The sequence below is a fragment of the Arthrobacter sp. Soil_N43 genome (assembly GCF_057655195.1).
In genome coordinates this window covers 1-21,045 of the sequence record NZ_JBDGML010000029.1, presented here as the reverse complement: position 1 = coordinate 21,045, position 21,045 = coordinate 1, and the positions used below count along the sequence as shown (strand labels likewise).

The 21,045-nt window shown below is 66.7% G+C and carries 23 protein-coding genes; 15 read left to right on the top strand and 8 right to left on the bottom strand.

Annotated features, from left to right (window positions below; genetic code table 11):
- Positions 1-61 precede the first annotated feature (61 nt).
- Positions 62-688 (bottom strand): response regulator, encoded by a 627-nt coding sequence (locus tag AC3A3W_RS01605; protein ID WP_487440147.1) that lies wholly within the window; start codon positions 686-688, stop codon positions 62-64.
- Positions 685-1,887, bottom strand: a complete 1,203-nt coding sequence (locus AC3A3W_RS01600) for a sensor histidine kinase (RefSeq protein WP_487440146.1) — start codon at positions 1,885-1,887, stop codon at positions 685-687. Before AC3A3W_RS01600 ends, AC3A3W_RS01605 begins: the two co-directional genes overlap by 4 nt.
- A 222-nt stretch (positions 1,888-2,109) precedes the next feature.
- Here AC3A3W_RS01600 and AC3A3W_RS01595 point away from each other — a divergent pair, with 222 nt between their 5' ends.
- The gene (locus tag AC3A3W_RS01595) at positions 2,110-2,700 is read left to right on the top strand and encodes a GlcG/HbpS family heme-binding protein (RefSeq protein WP_487440145.1); all 591 of its coding nucleotides are present in this window, start codon (positions 2,110-2,112) and stop codon (positions 2,698-2,700) included.
- A gap of 9 nt (positions 2,701-2,709) precedes the next feature.
- Positions 2,710-3,459 (top strand): ankyrin repeat domain-containing protein, encoded by a 750-nt coding sequence (locus AC3A3W_RS01590; protein WP_487440144.1) that lies wholly within the window; start codon positions 2,710-2,712, stop codon positions 3,457-3,459.
- A gap of 124 nt (positions 3,460-3,583) precedes the next feature.
- On the opposite strand, the gene AC3A3W_RS01585 is transcribed toward AC3A3W_RS01590, so the two are convergent.
- From AC3A3W_RS01585 to AC3A3W_RS01575, 3 genes are read right to left on the bottom strand one after another with little or no spacing between them, the layout of a single operon-like run.
- Positions 3,584-4,768 (bottom strand): acetyl-CoA acetyltransferase, encoded by a 1,185-nt coding sequence (locus AC3A3W_RS01585; protein ID WP_487440143.1) that lies wholly within the window; start codon positions 4,766-4,768, stop codon positions 3,584-3,586.
- On the bottom strand, positions 4,765-5,460 hold the full coding sequence (locus AC3A3W_RS01580; RefSeq protein WP_487440142.1) for a CoA transferase subunit B: 696 nt from the start codon (positions 5,458-5,460) through the stop codon (positions 4,765-4,767). The genes AC3A3W_RS01585 and AC3A3W_RS01580 overlap by 4 nt, the downstream gene beginning before the upstream one ends.
- A gap of 59 nt (positions 5,461-5,519) precedes the next feature.
- Positions 5,520-6,236, bottom strand: a complete 717-nt coding sequence (locus AC3A3W_RS01575) for a CoA transferase subunit A (protein ID WP_487440141.1) — start codon at positions 6,234-6,236, stop codon at positions 5,520-5,522.
- A gap of 181 nt (positions 6,237-6,417) precedes the next feature.
- On the opposite strand from AC3A3W_RS01575, the gene AC3A3W_RS01570 reads away from it, so the two are divergent.
- Both AC3A3W_RS01570 and AC3A3W_RS01565 read left to right on the top strand, forming a co-directional pair.
- Entirely contained in the window at positions 6,418-7,191 is a 774-nt protein-coding gene (locus AC3A3W_RS01570; protein ID WP_487440140.1) for an IclR family transcriptional regulator, read from the top strand.
- Between the two features lie 110 nt (positions 7,192-7,301).
- Entirely contained in the window at positions 7,302-8,204 is a 903-nt protein-coding gene (locus AC3A3W_RS01565) for an NADP-dependent oxidoreductase (RefSeq protein WP_487440139.1), read from the top strand.
- Between the two features lie 30 nt (positions 8,205-8,234).
- Here the strand turns inward: AC3A3W_RS01565 and nadE are convergent, their stop codons facing one another.
- Positions 8,235-9,089 (bottom strand): NAD(+) synthase, encoded by an 855-nt coding sequence (nadE, locus tag AC3A3W_RS01560; protein WP_487440138.1) that lies wholly within the window; start codon positions 9,087-9,089, stop codon positions 8,235-8,237.
- Between the two features lie 171 nt (positions 9,090-9,260).
- Between nadE and AC3A3W_RS01555 the strand changes: the two genes are divergently transcribed.
- From AC3A3W_RS01555 to AC3A3W_RS01535, 5 genes are all read left to right on the top strand, one after another.
- The gene (locus AC3A3W_RS01555; RefSeq protein ID WP_487440137.1) at positions 9,261-10,508 is read left to right on the top strand and encodes an FAD-dependent oxidoreductase; all 1,248 of its coding nucleotides are present in this window, start codon (positions 9,261-9,263) and stop codon (positions 10,506-10,508) included.
- Between the two features lie 38 nt (positions 10,509-10,546).
- Positions 10,547-11,131, top strand: a complete 585-nt coding sequence (gene pyrE, locus AC3A3W_RS01550; protein ID WP_487440136.1) for an orotate phosphoribosyltransferase — start codon at positions 10,547-10,549, stop codon at positions 11,129-11,131.
- An 86-nt stretch (positions 11,132-11,217) separates the two neighbouring features.
- On the top strand, positions 11,218-11,997 hold the full coding sequence (locus tag AC3A3W_RS01545; RefSeq protein ID WP_487440135.1) for a GAF and ANTAR domain-containing protein: 780 nt from the start codon (positions 11,218-11,220) through the stop codon (positions 11,995-11,997).
- A gap of 79 nt (positions 11,998-12,076) precedes the next feature.
- Positions 12,077-12,652: a hypothetical protein gene (locus AC3A3W_RS01540; protein WP_487440134.1), complete on the top strand. Its 576-nt coding sequence runs from the start codon at positions 12,077-12,079 to the stop codon at positions 12,650-12,652.
- A 65-nt stretch (positions 12,653-12,717) separates the two neighbouring features.
- Entirely contained in the window at positions 12,718-13,758 is a 1,041-nt protein-coding gene (locus tag AC3A3W_RS01535; RefSeq protein ID WP_487440133.1) for an alpha/beta fold hydrolase, read from the top strand.
- Positions 13,759-13,765: 7 nt separating this feature from the next.
- Here the strand turns inward: AC3A3W_RS01535 and AC3A3W_RS01530 are convergent, their stop codons facing one another.
- Positions 13,766-14,596: an HAD-IIA family hydrolase gene (locus tag AC3A3W_RS01530; RefSeq protein WP_487440132.1), complete on the bottom strand. Its 831-nt coding sequence runs from the start codon at positions 14,594-14,596 to the stop codon at positions 13,766-13,768.
- Between the two features lie 54 nt (positions 14,597-14,650).
- On the opposite strand from AC3A3W_RS01530, the gene AC3A3W_RS01525 reads away from it, so the two are divergent.
- From AC3A3W_RS01525 to AC3A3W_RS01515, 3 genes are all read left to right on the top strand, one after another.
- Positions 14,651-15,325 carry a TrmH family RNA methyltransferase gene (locus tag AC3A3W_RS01525; RefSeq protein ID WP_487440131.1) on the top strand — a complete coding sequence of 225 codons (675 nt, stop codon included), beginning with the start codon at positions 14,651-14,653 and terminating at the stop codon, positions 15,323-15,325.
- A gap of 136 nt (positions 15,326-15,461) precedes the next feature.
- Positions 15,462-16,481, top strand: a complete 1,020-nt coding sequence (gene fbaA, locus AC3A3W_RS01520) for a class II fructose-bisphosphate aldolase (RefSeq protein WP_487440130.1) — start codon at positions 15,462-15,464, stop codon at positions 16,479-16,481.
- Between the two features lie 2 nt (positions 16,482-16,483).
- The gene (locus AC3A3W_RS01515) at positions 16,484-16,906 is read left to right on the top strand and encodes a DUF3151 domain-containing protein (protein WP_487440129.1); all 423 of its coding nucleotides are present in this window, start codon (positions 16,484-16,486) and stop codon (positions 16,904-16,906) included.
- 114 nt (positions 16,907-17,020) lie between these two features.
- Here AC3A3W_RS01515 and AC3A3W_RS01510 read toward each other — a convergent pair whose 3' ends face one another.
- The gene (locus AC3A3W_RS01510) at positions 17,021-17,656 is read right to left on the bottom strand and encodes a uracil-DNA glycosylase family protein (protein WP_487440128.1); all 636 of its coding nucleotides are present in this window, start codon (positions 17,654-17,656) and stop codon (positions 17,021-17,023) included.
- A gap of 257 nt (positions 17,657-17,913) precedes the next feature.
- Between AC3A3W_RS01510 and AC3A3W_RS01505 the strand changes: the two genes are divergently transcribed.
- From AC3A3W_RS01505 to AC3A3W_RS01495, 3 genes are read left to right on the top strand one after another with little or no spacing between them, the layout of a single operon-like run.
- A complete protein-coding gene (locus tag AC3A3W_RS01505; protein WP_487440127.1) occupies positions 17,914-18,519 on the top strand; it encodes a TetR/AcrR family transcriptional regulator in 606 nt (201 codons plus the stop codon).
- Complete coding sequence (locus AC3A3W_RS01500) at positions 18,516-19,613, top strand: DMT family transporter (RefSeq protein ID WP_487440126.1); 1,098 nt, start codon at positions 18,516-18,518, stop codon at positions 19,611-19,613. Before AC3A3W_RS01505 ends, AC3A3W_RS01500 begins: the two co-directional genes overlap by 4 nt.
- Before the next feature lie 40 nt (positions 19,614-19,653).
- On the top strand, positions 19,654-20,943 hold the full coding sequence (locus AC3A3W_RS01495) for an adenylosuccinate synthase (RefSeq protein ID WP_487440125.1): 1,290 nt from the start codon (positions 19,654-19,656) through the stop codon (positions 20,941-20,943).
- Positions 20,944-21,045: the final 102 nt, after the last annotated feature.

Genomic DNA, 21,045 nt, shown 5'->3' with positions numbered 1-21,045 from the left:
CGTGGCGGGGTGGGTCCGGCGTGCAACGTAGTCTAGCCGCGCCGTCGCACCGGTCCGGCTCCTAGCGCATGCCTTCACGCCGGATCGCAGTGGCGATGGCGGCTGCCCTCGTTTCCACTCCCAGCTTGGCGTAGATGTGGGCCAGGTGCGTCTTCACCGTGGCTTCCGAGATGAAGAGCCGCTGCCCAAGCTCACGGTTGCTGAGCCCCTCGATGAGGAGGCTCAGCAACTCGGCTTCACGCGGCGTCAGGACCTCGTCGGGATTGCGCAGCTGCTGAAAGAGCCGCGAGGCCACCGGGGCGCTCATCACGCTCTTGCCCTGGACCGCGCCGCGGATGGCAGCGAAGATTTCCTCCGGCGCAGCGTCCTTGAGCAGATAGCCCATGGCGCCTGCATCCACGGCCCGGACGATATCGGCGTCGGAATCGTACGTGGTGAACACGAGCACGGCCTGCCGCCGGTTGCGCTCGCGGATTTTCCGGATGGCCTCGATACCGTCCATGCCGGCACCCATGGCCAGGTCCATCACCACCACGGCCGGGGAATGCTGCTCCACCTGAACCAGGGCTTCCTCGCCCGACGCCGCCTCCGCCACGACATCGATGTCGGGCTGGGTTCCCAGCAGGGCTTTGAGCCCGCTGCGGACCACAAGATGGTCGTCCACGAGGAGCACGGTGATGGCCTTCATACGTCCTCACCGGCAGGCAATTGTGCAGCCACGATGGTCCCTTCGCCCGGTGTGCTTTCCACCGAGAATACGCCGCCCAACTGTTCCACTCGCTGCCGCATGGCACGAAGCCCGTAGCCTCCGGCGTCCGACGGCGGTGGTACCGCTGCGGGATCAAAGCCGGCGCCGTCGTCGTAAATATCCAGCGTGACGGCGGCCGGAAGGAATCCGAGCGTCACCGTGGCGTTGGTGGCGGAAGCGTGGAGTTTGATGTTCGACGCCGCGCTTTGGACCACCCGCAGGAGGGCGTGCCGGACATCCGCGGGAACGGGCCGGGGTTCGCCCGTGACGAGCAGCCGCACCCCGGGGACATACTGGGCGGCGGCCTGCCGGAGCGCCTCGGGGAGCGGGGATGCCTCAAGCCCCGGCGACGCCAGTTCGTGCACCAGGCTGCGGGTCTCGGCCAGGTTCCGCCGCAGCAGCTCGCTGGCCCGCCGCAGGTCCTGCCCGGCGGACGCAGCCGGCCAGTTGCGGTTCGCCGCCTCGAGCAGCAGGAGGCTGCTGGCCAGCCCCTGCGTGACGGTGTCGTGGATCTCCCGGGACACGCGCTCGCGCTCGGCGACGGCCCCGGCCCGGCGCTCGCTGGCGGCCAGCTGCCCCTGGGCCAGCGAAACTTCCCCATGCAGGCGGCGCTGCTCCGCGGCGTCGTGCTCTATGCGGTCGTAGATCAGCGTCAGCATGACGCCAACGGCGAGGGGACCCAGCAGCATGGCTAGGTCGGTTCCGTTGCTGAGCCGGAACAGCCCGACTGCGGTGGCGGCCGCCGTCGCCCCCGCCGCGATGTAGGCGACTGCCCCCGTAAACGCCGTGCGGCAGAGGAAAAACAACGCAAACGAACACCAGGCGAAGCTGGGCGCGGAAATGACCAGCACGGCCCACAGCCCCACCAGGACGAACATCCAGACCGCCCACGGGCGCCGGCGCTGCGCGAGGACCGCGATGACCGCGTACAGCATGCAGGCAGCCACGGCCAGACCGAGGACCAGGAGGTTATCTGCCGGGCTGTGGCGCATCACGTAGCGGACGACCGACGCCACGATCAGCACGGCAAAGCCAAGGTGGACCGCGGCGTCGATCCGGCCCAGGCTCGCCGGAGCTGCTCCGGTGTGCTGGTTGTCGTCGGTGATGATCGGGTCAGGCACTGCGGCTCGGGTAGGCATGAAGGTCCGATTCCGGTGGAGGGATTGCTACCCACCATGCTATTCCCCGCGCCGTTGCTGGTCTCTCAGCCTTTTGGCTGACACCGCTGGCCTTACGGCGGAGCCTTGAACCGCCGAAGGCCCGATGCGGGTGGTTCATGGCCGCAGGCACGATGGACGTACACGATTCCGCCGCTGGGAGTTCAGCTGAAGCTGCACTTCCTTTCCACAAGGAGACCTGCCATGAAGAAGTCCAACAAGGTTTTTGCCGCCGCCGCTGCCGGAGCGCTCGTCCTCACCGCAGGAGCGACCGCCGTCGCCAATGCCGGCACCGCCTCCCCGGCACCGGCGGCCGCGCCCGTGGCTGTTCCGGCTGCTGTGCCTGCGGCCGATGTGCAGCCCATTGCGGACAACGTCGTGTCGCAGAACCGGATCACCGTAGGAGCCTCGGCCAAGGCCGTGGGCGCAGCGCTGGCCAAATGCCAGGCGGACAAGCTGCCGTTCGTGACGGTGGCGCTGGTGGATCGGTTCGGCACTGTGCAGGCACTCCTCCGGGGCGACAACGCGGCCGAGCACACCATCGAATCCGCAAAGCGCAAGGCCTACACGGCGGCCGCGTTCGGAGCGCCAACGAGTGAACTGGCCAAGCGCGCCACGGGGAACGGCCCCAGCATTGCAGACCTGCCCGGCACGCTCTTCCTGCCCGGCGGCGTCCCGCTCAAGGTCAACGGTGTGTCCGTTGCCGGGATCGGTGTCGGCGGTGCGCCCGACGGCAAGCTCGACGAGGCCTGCGCAGACGCAGGTGCCGCTGCCATTGCCGGCGCCGCTGAGTAGGCTCTTTACATGGCGTGGTTCACGGACCCCGGTTCCAAGCAGTCGCGGATGGTCGTGATGACGGCTGTGGCGGTGGCCGTGGCGGCGCTCACCGGATGCGGCCCCGCCGCCTCGGACCGAGCCGCCTCGGACACACCGGCAACGGCCGGCGCCGGGAGCCCGACCGCCGCATCGCCGCAGGCGGCAAAGCCAGTGCCACCGAAGGAGCAGCCAACCGTGCCCAAACCGGCAGAATCCTCCCGTCGGGCCCTGTCCCCGGAAGCCCAGGCGGAACTCGACCAGAGGCTGATCCGTGCTGCCAAGGCCAATGATGTTGACCTGGTCAGGGAGCTGATCCAGGCCGGCGGCAACGTCAACGCCAAGGACGCCATCCAGGATTCAGCGTTCCTCTACGCCGGAGCTGAGGGGTTCGACGAGGTACTCCGGTTGACCCTCGCCAACGGCGCCGACGTGAAAAGCACGAACCGCTTCGGCGGGACCGCCCTTATTCCGGCCAGCGAGCACGGCCACGTCGAGACGGTGAGGATTCTCATTGCCGCCGGCGTTCCGGTCAACCATGTCAACAACCTCGGCTGGACCGCCTTGCAGGAGGCCATCCTCCTCAACAACGGCGGGCCGAGGCAGCAGGAAGTGGTCCGGCTGCTCCTGGGTGCCGGAGCCGACCCTGATATCCGTGATCCGCAGGGCCGGACGGCCTTGGCCAACGCGGAGCGGCTGGGCTTCACCGAGATTGCCCGGCTGATCCGCACCCGCGGCTAGCACCGCCCCCTCTGGCCGCCGTCCTGACCTTCATTCGACGGCCACGCGGCCCGACATGCTGATACAGGCGCGTGTCGGGCCGCGTCTGTGGACAAAGGAGGTCAGGACGGGGCAAACGTCCGGGCTAGACGGCCTCCAGCACACTGACGTAGTTGGCGATGCCCACGCCGCCCATGTTTTGCACGGCGGCGCGGCGGGGGTTCGCGAGCTGCATCGCACCGGCGGTGCCGGTGAGCTGCATGGCGGCAATGACGTGCTGGGAAACCCCGGTAGCGCCCACCGGGTGGCCCTTGGCTTTGAGGCCGCCCGAGACGTTGATGGGCAGCTTGCCGTCCTTGAACGCCCACCCCTCCTCGATGGCCCGCGTGCCCTGGCCCGGTTCGGCCAGGCCCATGGCCTCGTACATCAGCAGCTCGGCGATGGTGAAGCAGTCGTGGACTTCGGCGAAGTCCAGGTCATCCAGTCCGACGCCGGCCATCGCCAGGGCACGCTGCCAGGACGCCCGGGTGGCTGCGAAGGCGGTGGGGTCGCGGCGCTCTGCCGGGAAGAAGTCGTTCGCGTGGCCGAAGCCGGCGAGCCGCACCGGAGCGGTGGCCCCGCCGGTCGGTGAGACGGACAGCACGACGGCGGCGGCGCCGTCGGACACGGGGGAGCAGTCGGTGCGGCGCAGCGGATCGGCCACCATGGGGTTCTTGTCCGAGACCGTGCGGCAGAACTCCTCGCCGAGGTCCTTGCGCAGTTGGGCGTACGGGTTGTCCACGCCGTTGCGGTGGTTCTTCGCCGCGATGCTTCCGAGGACATCGGAGACCGGCCCGTAGCGCTTCTCGTAGTGCTTGGCGACGTCGGCGAAAAGTCCTGTGAAGCCAGTGGTGGACGCCTGGCCGGCCATGTCGTAGTCCGCCCCGAGGAGGGCCGCGCCCACCACATCGGCCCCAGCATGGGTCATCTTCTCGGCACCGATCACCAGCACGGTCTTGGCTGTGCCGGCCAGCAGCGACTTGGTGCCCTGCTGGAAAGCTGCCGAGCCGGAGGCGCAGGCGTTCTCGACCCGGGTGGACGGCACGTTGGCCAGCTGCCCGGACACCTGCAGGGCCAGCGAGGACGGGAAGGCCAGCGGCATCATGCCGGAGTTGAACTGGCCGAGGTAGATTTCGTCGATCTGGCCCGGCTCGATGCCGGCGTTGGAGATGGCCTCGGTGGCGACCTGGACGATCAGCGATTCCAGTGTTTCGTCGGTGAGTTTGCCGAACCGGCTGTGGCCCCAGCCGGTGAGCAGGATGTCCTTGCCGAACTGTTCTTTGAGGCTCATGCTGTGGCTCCTTCCAGGGTGTCTTCCAGTCCAGGCGCAGCTTCGAGGCTGATGTCGAACGCGGCCTCGGTCTTCTCCCGGATCTCCTCCACGCTGACCCCCGGCGCGAGACGGGTGAGCGTGAGCCGCCGGCCGCCGTCGTCCGCCTTGACCAGGTCGAACACTGCAAGGTCGCTGATGATCCGGTCCACCACGCGCAGGCCCGTGAGCGGAAGGGTGCACTCCCTGACGATCTTGGCGCTGCCGTCCTTGGCATTGTGTTCCGTCAGGACGACCACGCGCGGCGTGCCGGCGACGAGGTCCATGGCGCCTCCCATGCCCTTGACCATCTTGCCGGGGATGGTCCAGTTGGCGAGGTCACCGTCGCCGGAGACCTGCATGGCGCCCAGGATGGCCACCTTGACGTGGCCGCCGCGGATCATGCCGAAGGAGGTGGCGGAGTCGAAAATGCTGCCTCCGGGGAGGACGGTGACGGTCTGCTTGCCGGCGTTGATGAGGTCGGCGTCCTCCTCGCCCTCGAAGGGGAACGGGCCCATGCCGAGCAGCCCGTTTTCGCTCTGCAGGACCACGCGGACACCGCGCGGCAGGTTGTTCGCGACGAGCGTCGGAATGCCGATGCCCAGGTTGACGTAGTCGCCGTCGTTCAGTTCTTCCGCCGCGATGGCGGCCATCTCATCCCTGGTCCAGGCCATGGGGTTCTCCTTCGGTTTCAACGTTGCGGGGGCTTAAGTGTTCGTTCGCGCTGGGCGGTTTAGGCGGGGAGGGGTTCGAGGCGCGGGCGCACCGTGCGCTGCTCGATGTCCTTGGGGCGGTTGCTGGCCTGCACGAGATGCTGAACGTAGACGCCCGGGGTCACGATGTGGTTGGGGTCCAGCGCGCCGGGTTCCACGATCACCTCAGCCTCCGCGACGGTCACGGCCCCAGCGGTGGCCACCACCGGATTGAAGTTTCGTGCGGTGTAGCGGTAGATCAGGTTTCCGTCAGTGTCGGCGGTGTGGGCGTGGACCAGGGCGACGTCGGCCCGGATGGACCGCTCCTGAACGTATGTTTCGCCGTCGAACTCCGCGAGCGGCTTTCCTTCCGCGACGAGGGTGCCCACCCCGGTCTTGGTGTAGAACGCCGGGATGCCGGAGCCGCCGGCGCGGAGGCGCTCGGCGAGTGTGCCCTGCGGCGTGAACTCCACCTCGAGCAGTCCCGCAAGGTATTGCTCCGCGAAGAGTCTGTTCTCGCCCACGTAGGATGCGATCACTTTCCGGACCTGGCCCGCCTCGATCAGGATGCCGAGGCCCTTGCCGTCCACGCCCATGTTGTTCGAAACCACCGTCAGGCCGCGGACGCCGGAATCCCGCACGGCCTCGATCAGGTCCGCCGGGATGCCGCTCAGGCCAAAACCGCCGACGGCGAGCGTCATGCCGTCCCGCAGGACACCGCGCAGGGCATCGGCAGCGCCGGATTTCAGTTTGGACATGGCATCTCCTCATTGAGTAGGCACGAATGGTATCCACTTTGTGGACTAAACCTCTGATGTCCGAGCGTACGGGGGCTGGAAAGGGGCTGTCAATGACGCTAAACGGCCAATACAACGCTCACTCTTACACTGTGGACGGTATGCTTTCTGGTGTCCACAATATGGATGACAGAGGAGAATCATGAACCAGATGCCGGTCCAGGGAGCCCAGGTGGTGAGCCGCATTGCGGGGCTCCTGCGCATTGTTGGCCGCAAGCCGGAGGGGAGCCCGCTCGTTGAGCTGGTGCGGGAGTCCGGACTGACCCGGCCCACGGTGCACCGGCTGCTGACCTCACTGGCCGCGGAAGGGCTGCTGGACCATGAGGCCCGGACCGGCAACTGGGTCCTCGGTCCGGAGGTCCTGCTGCTCGGATCGGTGGCGTCGGCCCGGTTCCCGCTCGAGGACATCGCCCGGCCGAGCTTGCGCCGGCTCGCAGAACAAACGGGTGAGAGCGCCTTCTTTTCCATCCGGCGAGGGGACGAGACGGTCTGCCTGCTCCGCGAGGAAGGCAGCTTCCCGGTGCGGTCCTTCGTGCTGCACGAGGGCGTTCGTTTTCCGCTCGGTGTGGCGTCTGCCGGCACGGCGATCCTGGCCTTCCTGCCGGTGGGCGAACAGGAGCAGATCCTGGCAGATTGGCCCGCCCATGCCGGCAAATTTGCGGAAGGGCACACGGAAGCAGTGGTCCGGGCCAATTTGAAGAGGACGCGGGAGGTTGGCTACTCGGTTAATCCGGGGCTGGTGCTCGAGGGCAGCTGGGGCATGGGCGCCGCCGTGTTCGACCAAGCGGGCCGACCGGCCTGGGCCTTGTCCCTGACCGGAATCGAGCCGCGCTTCCGCGAAGACCGGCAGGAGTTCCTGGGCCGGCTCCTCATGGAGGAAGCCCACCGGATCACCGTCCAACTGGGCGCCCCTTAAGCGGCAGGACAGGGGTCGCCGCGGGCTGTTGAGACCACCGTATGCCTCCGCCTACTCTTGCAGTATTGCCCTTGCAGCAAAGTGCCGGACAACTCCAAGGAGCCCAGGACATGAGCACCAGGATCTATTTCGAGGAATACGGCAGCCCGCAGGTGCTCAAAGTCGGGACTGAAGAACTGCCGGAGCCCGCCGAGGGGCAGGTCCGGGTGGAATTTCGGGCCGTGAGCGTCAATCCGATGGACTGGAAAATCGTCGCCGGCTACGTGAAACAGTGGGTTCCCCTCGACTTGCCGGCGGTTCCCGGATCTGAGGCGGCTGGCGTGGTCACCGAGGTGGGTCCGGCCTTCGAAGGCTTCGCCGTAGGCGATGAAGTCATTTGGAACGGCCTCGTTGGCGGATACCGCACTGAGGCCCTGGTTTCCGCGGACGAGCTGACGCCCCTGCCGGTGGGCATCGACTTCGAACAGGCCGCCTGCATTCCGGTGGCCGGCGGGGCGGCCTACTCGGCCCTCAAGCAGCTAGGGGTGGGCGAAGGAGACACCCTCCTCATCCATGGGGCAGCGGGCGGTGTGGGGTCGGCCGCGGTGCAGATCGCCCAGGCCTTCGGGGCTGCGGTTATCGGGACGGCGTCCGAGCCAAACCACGAGTACCTGGCCGAGCTGGGAGCGCTGCCCGTGACGTACGGCGCCGGGCTGGTCGAGCAGGTCAGGGCCCAAGGCAATGTGACGGCTGTGTTCGACACGGTGGGCACCGAAGAATCCATCGCAGCCACGCTGGAATTGCTCGAGGACCGGAGCAGGGCAGTGACCACGGTCCCCGGCCAGTCCTCCGCGGAGGCCGGAATTGCGAAGCTCCAGCTACTGGACGGGCACGTCGCGGAGGTCGCAACCCTGGCGGCCGAGGGCCAGATCACGTTCACGATTTCCCACCGGATGCCGCTGATCGAAGCTCCTGAGGCACTGGAAATCAGCCGGTCCGGCCACGTGCGCGGCAAGATCGTGCTGCTGCCCTAGGCTGACGGCTTCGCCTCAGAGCCCCACGCCTCAGAGCCCCACGCGCGGCTCCTCCGGACCCTCGTGCTTCCACCAGGTATCGAAAATGGAGACGGGGACGGTGCGCTTGTGCCGGGTTCGCAGGTACTTTTCCTCGATCAGGGCCGCTGCGTCCTCGGGGATCTCGCGGCCTTCGAGGTAGTCGTCGATCTGGTCGTAGGTGATGCCGAGTTCGTCCTCGTCAGTGCGGCCGGGCCTGCCGTCCAGGAGGTCGGCCGTGGGGACCTTCTCCCAGATCCTCGCGGGCGCGCCGAGTTCGGCAAGCAGTGCACGGTTCTGGCGCTTGTTCAGGCCGAACAGCGGAAGGATGTCCGCGCCGCCGTCGCCGAATTTGGTGAAGAAGCCCGTCACGGACTCGGCGCCGTGGTCCGTGCCGATCACGAGGTAGTTGTGTTCGCCGGCAAGGGCGTACTGGGCGATCATGCGCGTGCGGGCCTTGGTGTTGCCCTTGTGGAAGTCGGAAATTCCGTTGCCCACGGTCTTTTCGAACTCGTCCTCGAAGCCGTCCACGGCCGCGGAAATGTTGAACGTCCATTCAGTCTTGGCTTTGATGAAGTCCAGGGCGGCCTGGGCATCGTCCTCGTCATGCTGCACACCATAGGGGAGGCGCACAGCGACGAAGTTGGCGTCAACGCCCTCGGACTCAAGTTCCTCGACGGCGAGCTGGGCAAGTCGCCCGGCGAGCGACGAATCCAGGCCTCCGGAAATGCCCAGGACGAAGCCCTTGGTGCGGGTGGCCCTGAGGTACTCCTTCAGGAAAGTGACGCGTTTGCGCACCTCCTCTGCGGGATCGATCCGGGGCTGAACGCCCATTTCTTCAATGATCTTGGCCTGGAGTTCGCGCATGTGCCCAGCCTAGTCAGCGGCATCCGCCACGCTCAACTGTGTCCGCCAGCCCGGGCGGAATGCGTCGGGCCTGGGCTACGGAACGCGTGCCGGCCACTTCCGCTGCGCCAGCCACTTTCCGCAGCGAAATCTGCCCGTGCTCCGCACCGCCGCCAGGCGTAGCGTTGGTGCATGGAGCGAACTGGGTGCGTAGTGGCCGGCGGCGGACCGGCGGGCATGATGCTGGGCTTGCTGCTGGCGAGGGCAGGCGTCCAGGTTGCAGTCCTCGAAAAACACGGCGATTTCCTGCGTGATTTCCGCGGGGACACGGTCCACGCCGCGACCATCCGGCTCATTGACGAACTCGGCCTCGGCGGTGCCTTCCGCGAGTTGCCGCAGAGCCGGCTGCGCAACGTCGCATTCCCCGTCCCGGGCGTCGGCCTGGTGACCCTGGGAGATTTTGCTTCCCTGCGGCCCCCGTACAACTACATCGCCATGATGCCGCAGTGGGACTTCCTCAATTTCCTGGCCCGAGCCGCCGCGGAGGAACCCACGTTCACGCTGCTCATGGAGCACACCGCCACTTCCCTGATGTTCGACGGCGGAAGGGTCACCGGTCTCCGCTACCGGACCAGGGCCGGGACAGAGGGGGCGATCCGCGCGGACCTGGTGGTGGCCGCGGACGGGCGGCATTCCGCGCTCCGCCAGGCGGCCGGCCTAGTGCCCAAGGAATTCCCGGTGCCGTTCGACACCTGGTGGTTCAAGCTTCCGCGCTATCCCACGGAAGAGGGCGAAATCGCGGGGATCGTTCCCGCCTTCAAGGGCACGGAGGCCATGATTGCGCTGTTCCGGGACGACTACTACCAGATGGGCTATCTGGGGCCCAAGGGAGCGGACGCGCGCATCCGGAGCGAAGGGGTGGAACGGTTCAGGGAACGCGTCGCCGTGCTGAGGCCTGACCTGGCGGACCGCGTGGATGCCATCCGATCATTGGATGACCTGCACTGGCTCGACGTGCGGCTCAACCGGCTGCGGCACTGGTACGTGGACGGGCTGCTCTGCATCGGAGACGCGGCCCACGCGATGTCGCCGGCCGGGGGAGTGGGTATCAACCTCGCCATCCAGGACGCTGTGGCGGCGGCGGCGCGGCTCGCCCCTGGCCTCCTCCGGGGCCAGGTGACCATGCAGGACCTGGAAGCGGTGCAGCGCCGGCGCCGGATGCCCACCGTGGTGGTCCAGACAGTCCAGCGCATCATGCACCGCGCCGTCTTTGTGCCGCTGTTTACGGGCCGGAGAGCCGGTGCCCCCGCTTTCCCGCTCTTTATGGCCCGGCACGTCCCGGCGGCCCGGAAGGTTCTGCCGCGCATGATTGCCTTTGGGCCACGGCCCGAGCACGCACCAGGGTTCGCCCGGCGGCAGGAACCGCGGGCGGTGCCATAGGGCGATGCCCCTGGAACGGTGCCACTAAACTGGACCCCATGACTGCCACCAGTGTTCCTGCAGCAGATGCTGCTGCCGCCCGTGCCCGCCTGCTTGAACTGATCAAGGAACTCGCCGTCGTACGCGGCAAGGTCATCCTCTCCAGCGGGGCGGAGGCCGACTACTACATCGACCTGCGTCGGATCACCCTCCACCACGAGGCCTCCAAACTTGTTGGCCAGGTCATGCTTTCACTGACCGACGACGCCGGGATCGACTTTGAGTGCGCCGGTGGGCTGACGATGGGTGCCGATCCGGTCGGTACGGCTGTGATGCACGCCGCCACTGACGCCGGCCGCACCGTTGACGCGTTTGTGGTCCGGAAGGCGCAGAAGTCGTACGGCATGGGCCGCCAGGTTGAGGGCCCCTCGGTCGAAGGCCGCAAGGTCCTGATCCTGGAGGACACGTCCACCACCGGCGGCTCGGCGCTGACCGCCGTCGAGGGCGTCCGGAAGGCCGGCGGCAACGTGGTGGCCGTTGCCGTGATCGTCGACCGGGACACCGGCGCCAAGGAAAAGATCGAAGCCGAGACCGGCGTCCCCTACCTGTTCGCGTTCGGCAAGGACGAGCTCGGCCTGAACTGAGTGGCCGCTTTTCTGTGGACGGCACTTCAGGGGTGGCCTAGTATTTCGATACCCGCATCAAGATTCCACCCTGGAGTAGCCTCGCCATGCGCACGCCCGATTCCGCCCCGAGCAGTACTTCCCGTGCCCTGACCAGCGTTGAGCAAATCCAGAACCTCATCCTGGAAAGCACTGACTTTGAGGCCTTCCTGAACGAGCTTGCGCGCTACTCCGCGCACCAGGTGGCAGGTGACGGCGATGACGCCCTGTGCGGCATAACCCTGCTCCGCGACCGCAAGGCAGCCACCATTGGCTGGAGCAGCGACTCAGCCCGGGAAGTGGACCAAATCCAGTACTCGCTGTCCCAGGGGCCGTGCCTCACTGCGGCAGAGGAAGAGCGGGAGGTCCACGTGCCGGATCTTCTGGAGGAGAACCGGTGGGGGCCGGACTACGCGAACGCCGTGGCCTCCCACGGGCTGCGCTCCGTGCTCTCGCTGCCGTTCAACTTGCAGGGTGATGCCAAGGCGGCACTCAATCTGTATTCGGACGTCCCGCACAAGTTCAACGAGGTCGCCGCTGCCCACGCCCGCGGCTACACCCGTGAAATCTCGCAGGCCCTGCGCCTGGCCGTCAGGTTTTCCCTGCACACGGACAGTGCCACCAACCTGCGGGCCACGCTTGAGTCCCGCACGGTGATCGACATCGCCATCGGCATCGTCATGGCCCAAAACCGATGCAGCCAGGAAGCGGCGGTGCGCATCCTGACCAACGCCTCGAGCAACAGCAACATCAAGCTTCGCGACCTTGCCGGGTCGCTGGTGAACTCGGTGGGCGGCGCGGACGCCCACACTCACTTTGAGGAGCCCGGGCAGGTGCACGCAGGCTAGTTGCTTGTGCGCTCGGCCTGCCCGGGATACGCTGGCCAAGGTTGAGCCGTCGGCCATAGACATCCTTTTTGGAGTACCTATGGACAACCAGCTCGAATCCCTGCTTAAAATCGACCGCTGCACCAACACCGCCAGGATCGACATCCTCGGCAGCCTCACTCCGGCATCCCGCCCAGATCTTCTGCACGAAATCCACCGTGTTCGAGGCATGGGCATCACCTCCTCCATCACCGTGGACCTTTCCCGCGCCGCGTTCGTGGAGTCCTGCGCCCTCGCCGGCCTGCGCATGGACCTGAACGCCCAGGACGCCAGCCTGCAGGGTGAGTCGGCTGCCGCTGCGCCAGGAATTTCGCTGGTGGTCATGGCGGGCGGCGGGCAGGAGGCGGCGGAAACAGGGAACCTCACTGCGCTGCCGCAACCGTCGCTGCCGCAACCGTCACAGCCGGTTGCTGCACCGGACCCCTCGGGGGTTCGCCCACTGTCCAGCTACTCCTCCGAGGAGCTGCTGGCGGCGAGCGACTCCGTTTTTAAACTACTGGACGATCCCTCCGGCCGCTGGGGGCAAGAGCTGCTGGCACACTACGAAGCCATCGGAGCGGAACTGACCCGGCGTGAACTCTTCGAAGAGTCGGTGGAGCAGGCCGCCGGCAGCTGAGCGCGGTGCCGGCAGCCGCGCCGGGTAATTGCCCACGGCGGTTGAACTATGCCTAGGGTAGATGAGTGCCGTATGAAGGATCCGCAGGTCCGGAGCCGTCGCCGGGTACAGATGCGACCCGGCTGATCCGTCATGCCTCCGAGCTGAAGCGGTTCTCCCGGCGGGCTTTCCTCACTGGGGCAGGGGCGGCGTCAGTCCTGGCCACGGACATGCTGCTGACCCAGCGGGTCCAGACCGAACGCCAGGTCCACAAAGTCCTGGTGGTCGACGACGATTTCGCCCAGAGCTACTTCCCCAACGCCAGCTGGATCCTGTTTCCCGGCTACAAAACCAGCTGGGAGGAAGCGCAGTGGATCCTGAATTCGCTGCGTGGAACCCTGCGGCAGCGCGGCCAGCTCGCAGCCGTCGGATACTCAAACCTGGGGCTGGATATCGACGAGCTCGTCGTTGCCGTGATTGAGCATGTCCGCGCCCGGAACCTAACCACGCTCTACTTCTACGGCCACAGTTTTGGGGGCATGGTCGCCACCCAGGTGGCCGCCCGCCTCCTGGAATTACACGGTGTGGAGGTGGCCTTCATCGTGCTGGACTCCAGCCCCTACAGCAAGTTCGACGTGCTGGACCAGAGCTGGTTTGACGGTGTGGTCTTCCTTTACGAGCGGGGGTTCCGGGTGCCCTCGGTGCTGCGCGGCGGCTACGAGCTGGGGGAGCGTGTGGTGCACAAGGACGAGCGCACGTGGCGTCAGATCCTGGACCAGACGCTGGAACAGCTGTCGCCGATCGCGCCCTCCAGCGTGCTGATCCAGTCAGAATCCGCCTATATCTACCACTTCGATGCCACCCGGTTCGCAGGACAGATCGGGGACGCCCGCATGGCCTACATCGGGAATCCCCGGGACCAGACGGTCAACTACGAGACGGCGCACCAGTCCTGGGCGCGGACGTTTGCCGCCAACATGGCGTCCTCGGAGCTGCAGACCGAGGGGGCACTTCCCGCGCACGCCAGCCCGGGCTGGAACCCGTTCGTCTACCGGCCGATCCTGGCTGACCTGCAGGACGAAATTTTCCCGCTGCCTGGCGGCGGCGGGAGGATTACGCCGTTCTAGCCGGCCGTCAGATCTGGCTCTTCAGGTCCGCCACGGAGTTCAGCACCTGGTTGGGGCGGAACGGGTACGCGGCGATGTCCTCCCGCTGCGTGATGCCGGTGAGCACCAGCACCGTGTGCAGGCCGGCTTCCATGCCTGCAATGATGTCCGTGTCCATGCGGTCGCCGATCATGGCGGTGGTTTCGGAGTGGGCATCGATCTGGTTCATGGCTGATCGGAACATCATCGGGTTGGGCTTGCCCACGATGTACGGTTCGCGGCCCGTCGCCTTGCTGATCAGGGCAGCGATGGCGCCGGTGGCGGGCATGGGGCCCTCCTTGGACGGGCCGGTGGCGTCCGGGTTGGTGGCAATGAAGCGAGCACCGGCCAGGATCAGGCGGATCGCCATGGTGATCGCCTCGAAGGAATAGGTGCGGGTCTCGCCGAGGACCACGAAGTCGGGGTTCTGGTCGGTGAGGATGAAGCCCGCCTCATGCAGCGCCGTCGTGAGTCCGGCCTCGCCGATCGTGTACGCGCGGTTGCCGGAGTCGGAGCCCTGCACCTGGTCCTTGAGGAACTGTGCCGTGGCCAGTGCCGACGTCCAGATGTTTTCCTCCGGGATCTCGAGGCCGGAGGCCCGCAGCCTGGCGGCCAGGTCCCGGGGGGTAAAGATGGAGTTGTTGGTCAGCACCAGGAACCGCTTGGACGTGTCCACCCACCGCTGGATCAGTTCCGCGGCGCCGGGGACGGGCTGGTTCTCGTGCACCAGGACGCCGTCCATATCGGTCAGCCAGCACTCGATTTCCTGCCCGCTCCGGTATACCGATGCCGATTCCTTTACCTGGTCTGCTTTCGCCATGTCTTCCTCCGCCGGTGATGAATGCATTCTCGGAGCCCAGTCTAGTGTTGAGGGGTGACTCAGACGCCCGGGACCCCAGCCGAACGCCAACCGACCGCAGAGGAAGCCTCTGAACCCAAGGCGGAGGTCGGCGTCGGGCCCTGGGAGGGCCAGTGGCCCGAAGGCGACCACTGGGACCCTGACCTCCTCGCGGACGGGGACCGCCGCAACGTGGTGGACAAATACCGCTACTGGAAGCACGAGGCGATCGTCGCCGACCTTGATTCCAAGCGGCACGACTTCCACATCGCCATCGAGAACTGGCAGCACGACCTCAACATCGGCACCGTGGTGCGCACCGCCAACGCCTTCCTCGCCAAGGAAGTGCACATCATCGGACGACGGCGGTGGAACCGCCGCGGGGCGATGGTCACCGACCGCTACCAGCACGTCCGGCACCACCCCACCGTGGAGGATTTCGTGGCGTGGGCGCAGGGGGAGGGGCTGGCCATCATCGGGATCGACATCTTCCCCGACTCCGTGCCGCTGGAAACCTACGAACTGCCGCGCAAATGCGTGCTGGTGTTCGGCCAGGAAGGCCCCGGTCTGACCCCGGAGGTGCATGAGGCCGCGGAAGCCACCCTCTCGATCGAGCAGTTCGGTTCCACGCGCTCCATCAACGCGGGATCCGCGGCGGCCATTGCCATGCACGCGTGGGTGCGCCGGCACGTGTTTGGCCAGCACGTCTAGCCCGGGCAGGGAAGTATTACCGGCTGAGTGACCCGAAACACGGCGGTGGCGCAGAAATGACTAGGATGGTTCCTAGCCGACGAGGTTCACTCCAGGGTCAACCCAACCCGCAGACGAAATTACTTGAGGAGTCAGCATGCCCATTGCAACCCCAGAGATCTACGCCGACATGATCGACCGCGCAAAAAAGGGCGGCTTCGCGTTCCCGGCGGTTAACGTCACGTCTTCCCAGACCCTGAATGCGGCGCTGCGCGGTTTCGCCGAGGCCGAGTCCGACGGCATCGTCCAGGTTTCCACCGGCGGTGCGGCCTACTGGTCCGGCGCCTCCGTTAAGGACATGGTTGCCGGTTCGCTGGGCTTCGCCGCGTTCGCCCGCGAGGTGGCCAAGAACTACAACGTCAACATCGCCCTGCACACGGACCACTGCCCCAAGGACAAGCTGGACGGGTTCGTGCTGCCGCTGCTGGCCGCGTCCGAGGAAGCCGTGAAGGCCGGCAAGGACCCGATCTTCAACTCCCACATGTGGGACGGCTCCGCCGAGACCCTGGATGAGAACCTGCGCATCGGCCGTGACCTGCTGGCACGTGCGGCTGCCGCGAAGATCATCCTCGAGGTGGAAATCGGCACCGTCGGCGGCGAGGAAGACGGCGTAGAGCACGAGATCAACGAGAAGCTGTACACCACGGTGGAGGACGCCCTGGCCACCATCGAGGCCTTGGGCTCCGGCGAGAACGGCCGCTACATCACGGCCCTGACGTTCGGTAACGTGCACGGCGTGTACAAGCCGGGCGGCGTGAAGCTGCGTCCGGAGATCCTGAAGGACATCCAGGCGCAGGTCGGCGCCAAGATCGGCAAGGACAACCCGTTCGACCTGGTGTTCCACGGCGGTTCCGGTTCCTCGGACCAGGAGATCGCCGACGCCGTGTCCTACGGTGTGATCAAGATGAACATCGACACCGACACCCAGTACGCCTTCACCCGTCCGGTGGTGGACCACATGTTCCGCAACTACGACGGTGTGCTGAAGGTTGACGGCGAGGTCGGCAACAAGAAGACCTACGACCCCCGCGTCTGGGGCGCCTCCGCCGAAGCCGGCCTGGCCGCCCGCGTCGTGGAAGCCACGCAGCAGCTCGGCTCCGCCGGCAAGACCTTCTAGTCATGTCCGATGAGTTCCGCAAGAACCTGATGGGTCCTGAGCCCACGCTCCTGCCTGCCGAGACCGAGGTCTATGCTCAGCTGGACGCGGGCCAGGAGGCCCTGGACCTCGTGGAGAAGCACCCCACGTCCTCGCTGCTCTGGGCCGTGCTGGCCGAGGAAGCGTGGGCTGAGGGCCGCACCATCGACTCCTACGCTTATGCCCGGGTGGGCTACCACCGCGGCCTGGACTCGCTCCGCCGCAACGGCTGGCGCGGAGTCGGGCCCATCCCGTGGGAGCACGAGCCCAACCGCGGCTTCCTGCGTGCGCTGTACTCGCTGGGCCGCGCCTCGGCGGCCATCAACGAGGCCGAGGAGCCGGAGCGCATTGAGAAATTCCTCAATGACTCGGACCCGGCAGCCAAGGCCGCCATCGAAGGCAAGTAGCATCGAAGGCAAGTAGCACAACTGCATTAAAGACGGCGGGCGGTCACCTTTCCCTGGAAAGGTGACCGCCCGCCGTCGTACGTTCAGCTTGTCGAGACCCGGGCGGGGGCCACGTTAGCCGGCGGCTTTCGCCAAGCCGGTGCGGGCCATGGCATCCGCATACACAACGTGCATTTCATCGAGGTACTGCTGCTGGCGCGCGGGGGCGCCGGCGAAGGCCCGGCCGCTCAGCGAGCGCACCTTGTAGGTCTTAAGGCCACGGCGCCAAAGCAGGGGCACTTCGGTCTTGAGCAGCATGTTCGCCAGCCGGTTGGCCTCGGTGCCGTGGGCGACGATCACCGACGCGCGGGGCACCAGGGCCAGGAACTTCAGCAGCGGCTTGAGGCCGGCGGAAATCTGGTCGGGGGTGAACTTGCCGTTCGGCTCTCCCGGCACGTGCCACGGGTGCACGTTCCACGGCATGACGAACTCGGGACGCAGCCCCAGTTTCCACTGCAGCCCGAGCATGCGGGTGGCCGCGTCATCGTCGCCGGCCGTGATGAAGCCGGACGGCGCTGCGGGGCCGATGTTGGAGAAGAGGCTGATGATGCGGCACTCGTCGACGTCGTGCATGGGGTCGACGTAGGGGACCTGGGTGCCAGGCTTGGCGCTCTGCAGGGAGTCGCACAGCTCATTGACGGCTGCGACATTCGGTTCGTAGCGGCGGCTCAGGAGTTGTTCACGGAAAGATTCAGTAGCCATGGCTGTCATGTAAGTGCTGTGTCTCCTGCGGGGATCGGTCACGCTGCCGTACCGGAAGCGGGCGCGCCAAGTCCGGGACGATTTGAAATGAGGGTGGATCGATTCCTGGTCGATCCTTCTCAGTTTAGCAAGCCGCACCAAGCGCCCGTCCCGCTCCGGCTCCCACGGCGGGACGGGACCCAGACGCGATATCCCAAATGCTCCTAGTAGGTAGACTGGTCTACCTACTAACGTTTCTGTTTCAAGGCCCGGGCGTGAGGATGATGATGAGCGAGCAACAGGCGGCACCGAAGAGTCGTGCTTCCCGAGGGCGTGCGCGCGAGGCGCTGCTTCGGGCGGCCTCCCGGCGCTTTTATGCTGATGGCCTGGCCGGAACAGGTATTGACGCAATTACAGCGGAGGCGGGGGTGGCCAAGAAGAGCCTCTACAACAACTTTGCCTCCAAGGCTGAGCTCGTGACCGCATACCTGAATGCCCGCCACGACGAGTGGATGGGGCTGTACCGGATGAGGCTGGATAGGGCGGCCGGGCCCACGGAGCGCGTCCTCGCCGTCTTCGACGCCTATGCGGACCATGCCGATCTCGCGTACGAGCACGGCTTCAGGGGCTGTGGACTGCTGAATGCTGCCGCCGAGCTGCCTGCCGGGGATGCCGGGAGGGCGGTGGTTCGGCGCCATAAGGAGGAGGTCGAAGCCTTGTTGGCCGGGCATGTGACCGAACTCCTGCCGCACGCACCCCGGCAGGCAGCGACCCTTGCACGGCACCTGGCCTTCCTGCTTGAAGGTTCGATGGCCCGCGCCGGACTTGAAGGCAATGACCAGTGTGTTCAGGAAGCCCGCCGGATCGCGGCCACACTGATCGGCGGCCTGTGAGGGCGGCCGGTTTTGCAGGGGGTGCGTGGGGCGCATTTTTCGTGCTGGCGGCGTCGGTGCTCTGGGTAACCACCGGTACGGCAGCCACCTTCGCCCGGGACGTGAGCCCGCTCGCGATCGGCGCGGTGGCCATGGGCTGCGGCGGCCTGCTCCAGGCTGCTGTTGCGGCGGGAGCGATCCGCGGATTCGCAGCCGCCCTTCGCGGGCAGTGGCCGACAGTGGCATTGGGATCTGTTGCCGTCGCGGTGTACCCGCTCGCTTTCTACTCTTCAATGCACCTGGCCGGCGTGGCGGTTGGGACCGTTGTCTCCATCGGTTCAGCTCCGCTCGCTTCCGCGGTCATTGAGCGCGTTGTGGACAAGAGACGGTTTACGCGGCGGTGGGCAGTCGGTGCGGCGCTGGGCCTGGCGGGCGCTGCGCTGTTGTGCTTTGCGGACGCCGGGCATGCCGGGCCGGGGCCCGCTGCCGCCGGGGGATGGGCAACGCCCGCCGGCATAGGCCTGGGCCTGGTTGCCGGGCTCACCTACGCCTTCTACTCCTGGGCTGCGCACCGTCTGATGAACACCGGCGTGCCCTCGCGGGCGGTGATGGGAACGGTCTTCGGCCTGGGCGGGCTGCTGCTCATGCCTGTGTTGGCGCTGACCGGGGCACCGCTCGCGGCGTCGTGGCAGAACACGGCTGTGGGAGTTTACATGGCGCTTGTGCCCATGTTTGCGGGCTACGTGTTGTTCGGCTGGGGCCTGGCCCGGGTCCGCGCCAGCGCAGCCACCACGATATCCCTGGCCGAGACGGTGGTGGCCGCCATCCTCGCGGTGCTTGTCGTTGGCGAACGCCTGCCTGCCCTGGCCTGGGTGGGTGCCGCTCTCGTCACCGGCAGCCTGTTCGTCCTCACGCTGCCTGCCCCTGTGAAACGTCGCGGACGGGCCGAACCGGCGGACGGCCCTAGCACTGGTTCTGCTGCCGATCGGCTAAACTTGGGTGGTAAGAGCCCCGGAACTCTTGCGCTGGACCCTGCGGTCAACACCGTGGACACCGGCGATGAAATTCGGGGCATTCTCATGAACGGCGCTGACCCCGGCGAGTCACCACGGTGATGCAGCCGGGAATCGGCCCGAACGAATGGGGGAGGATCCCATGCCAGCAATCGTGATCGTCGGAGCCCAGTGGGGCGACGAAGGCAAAGGTAAGGCCACCGACCTGCTCGGCGGCCGCGTCGACTATGTTGTCAAGCCCAACGGCGGCAACAATGCCGGGCATACCGTCGTCGTGGGCGGTGAGAAGTATGAGCTGAAGCTCCTTCCTGCCGGCATCCTGAGTCCGAACGCGGTTCCGATCATCGGCAACGGCTGTGTGGTGAACCTTGAGGCCCTGTTCCAGGAGATTGACGGCCTCGAGGCCCGCGGCGCGGACACCTCCAAGCTGCGCGTCTCGGCCAACGCCCACCTCGTCGCGCCGTACCACCAGGTGCTGGATAAAGTCACCGAGCGCTTCCTCGGCAGCCGGGCCATCGGCACCACCGGCCGCGGCATCGGCCCCGCCTACATGGACAAGGTGGCCCGCCTCGGCATCCGCGTGCAGGACGTCTTTGACGAATCCATCCTGCGCCAAAAGGTGGAAGGCTCGCTGCGCCAGAAGAACGAACTCCTGGTCAAGGTGTATAACCGCCGGGGGATCCTCGTTGACGAGATCGTGAACTACTTCCTGTCCTTCGCGGAGCGCCTGCGTCCCCTGGTCATCGACAGCACCCTGGTGCTGAACACCGCCCTGGACGAGGGCAAGGTGGTGCTCATGGAGGGCGGCCAGGCGACATTCCTGGACGTTGACCACGGCACCTATCCGTTCGTCACCTCCTCCAACCCGACCGCCGGCGGCGCCTCGGTGGGCTCCGGCATCGGCCCCACCCGCATCTCGCGCTCCATCGGCATCATCAAGGCCTACACCACGCGTGTGGGCGCCGGGCCGTTCCCCACGGAGCTGTTCGACGAGATGGGCGTGTACCTGCAGAAGACCGGCGGCGAGTTCGGCGTGAACACCGGCCGTCCGCGCCGTTGCGGCTGGTACGATGCCGTCCTGGCCCGCCACGCTTCCCGCGTCAACGGCTTCACGGACTACTTCGTCACCAAGCTGGACGTCCTCACGGGCATCGAACAGATCCCCGTCTGCGTGGCCTACGACGTCGACGGTGTCCGGCACGACGAAATGCCCATGACCCAGACCGAATTCCACCACGCCAAGCCCATCTTCGAGTACTTCGAAGGCTGGACCGAGGACATCACCGGTGCCCGCACGCTCGCGGACCTGCCGGAGAATGCACGGAACTACGTGCTGGCCCTGGAAAAGCTGTCCGGCACGCGCTTCTCCGCGATCGGTGTGGGTCCGGACCGCGACCAGACCATCGTGCTCAACGACCTCATCAACGACTGACGCATCCGGCTGCAACTTCGGTACCTCCGACGGCGGGGGGCCACCTCCCACGGTGGCCCGCCGCCCTCCTCGTGTCTGGCCTGGAAAAAATGTCCGTTGCCG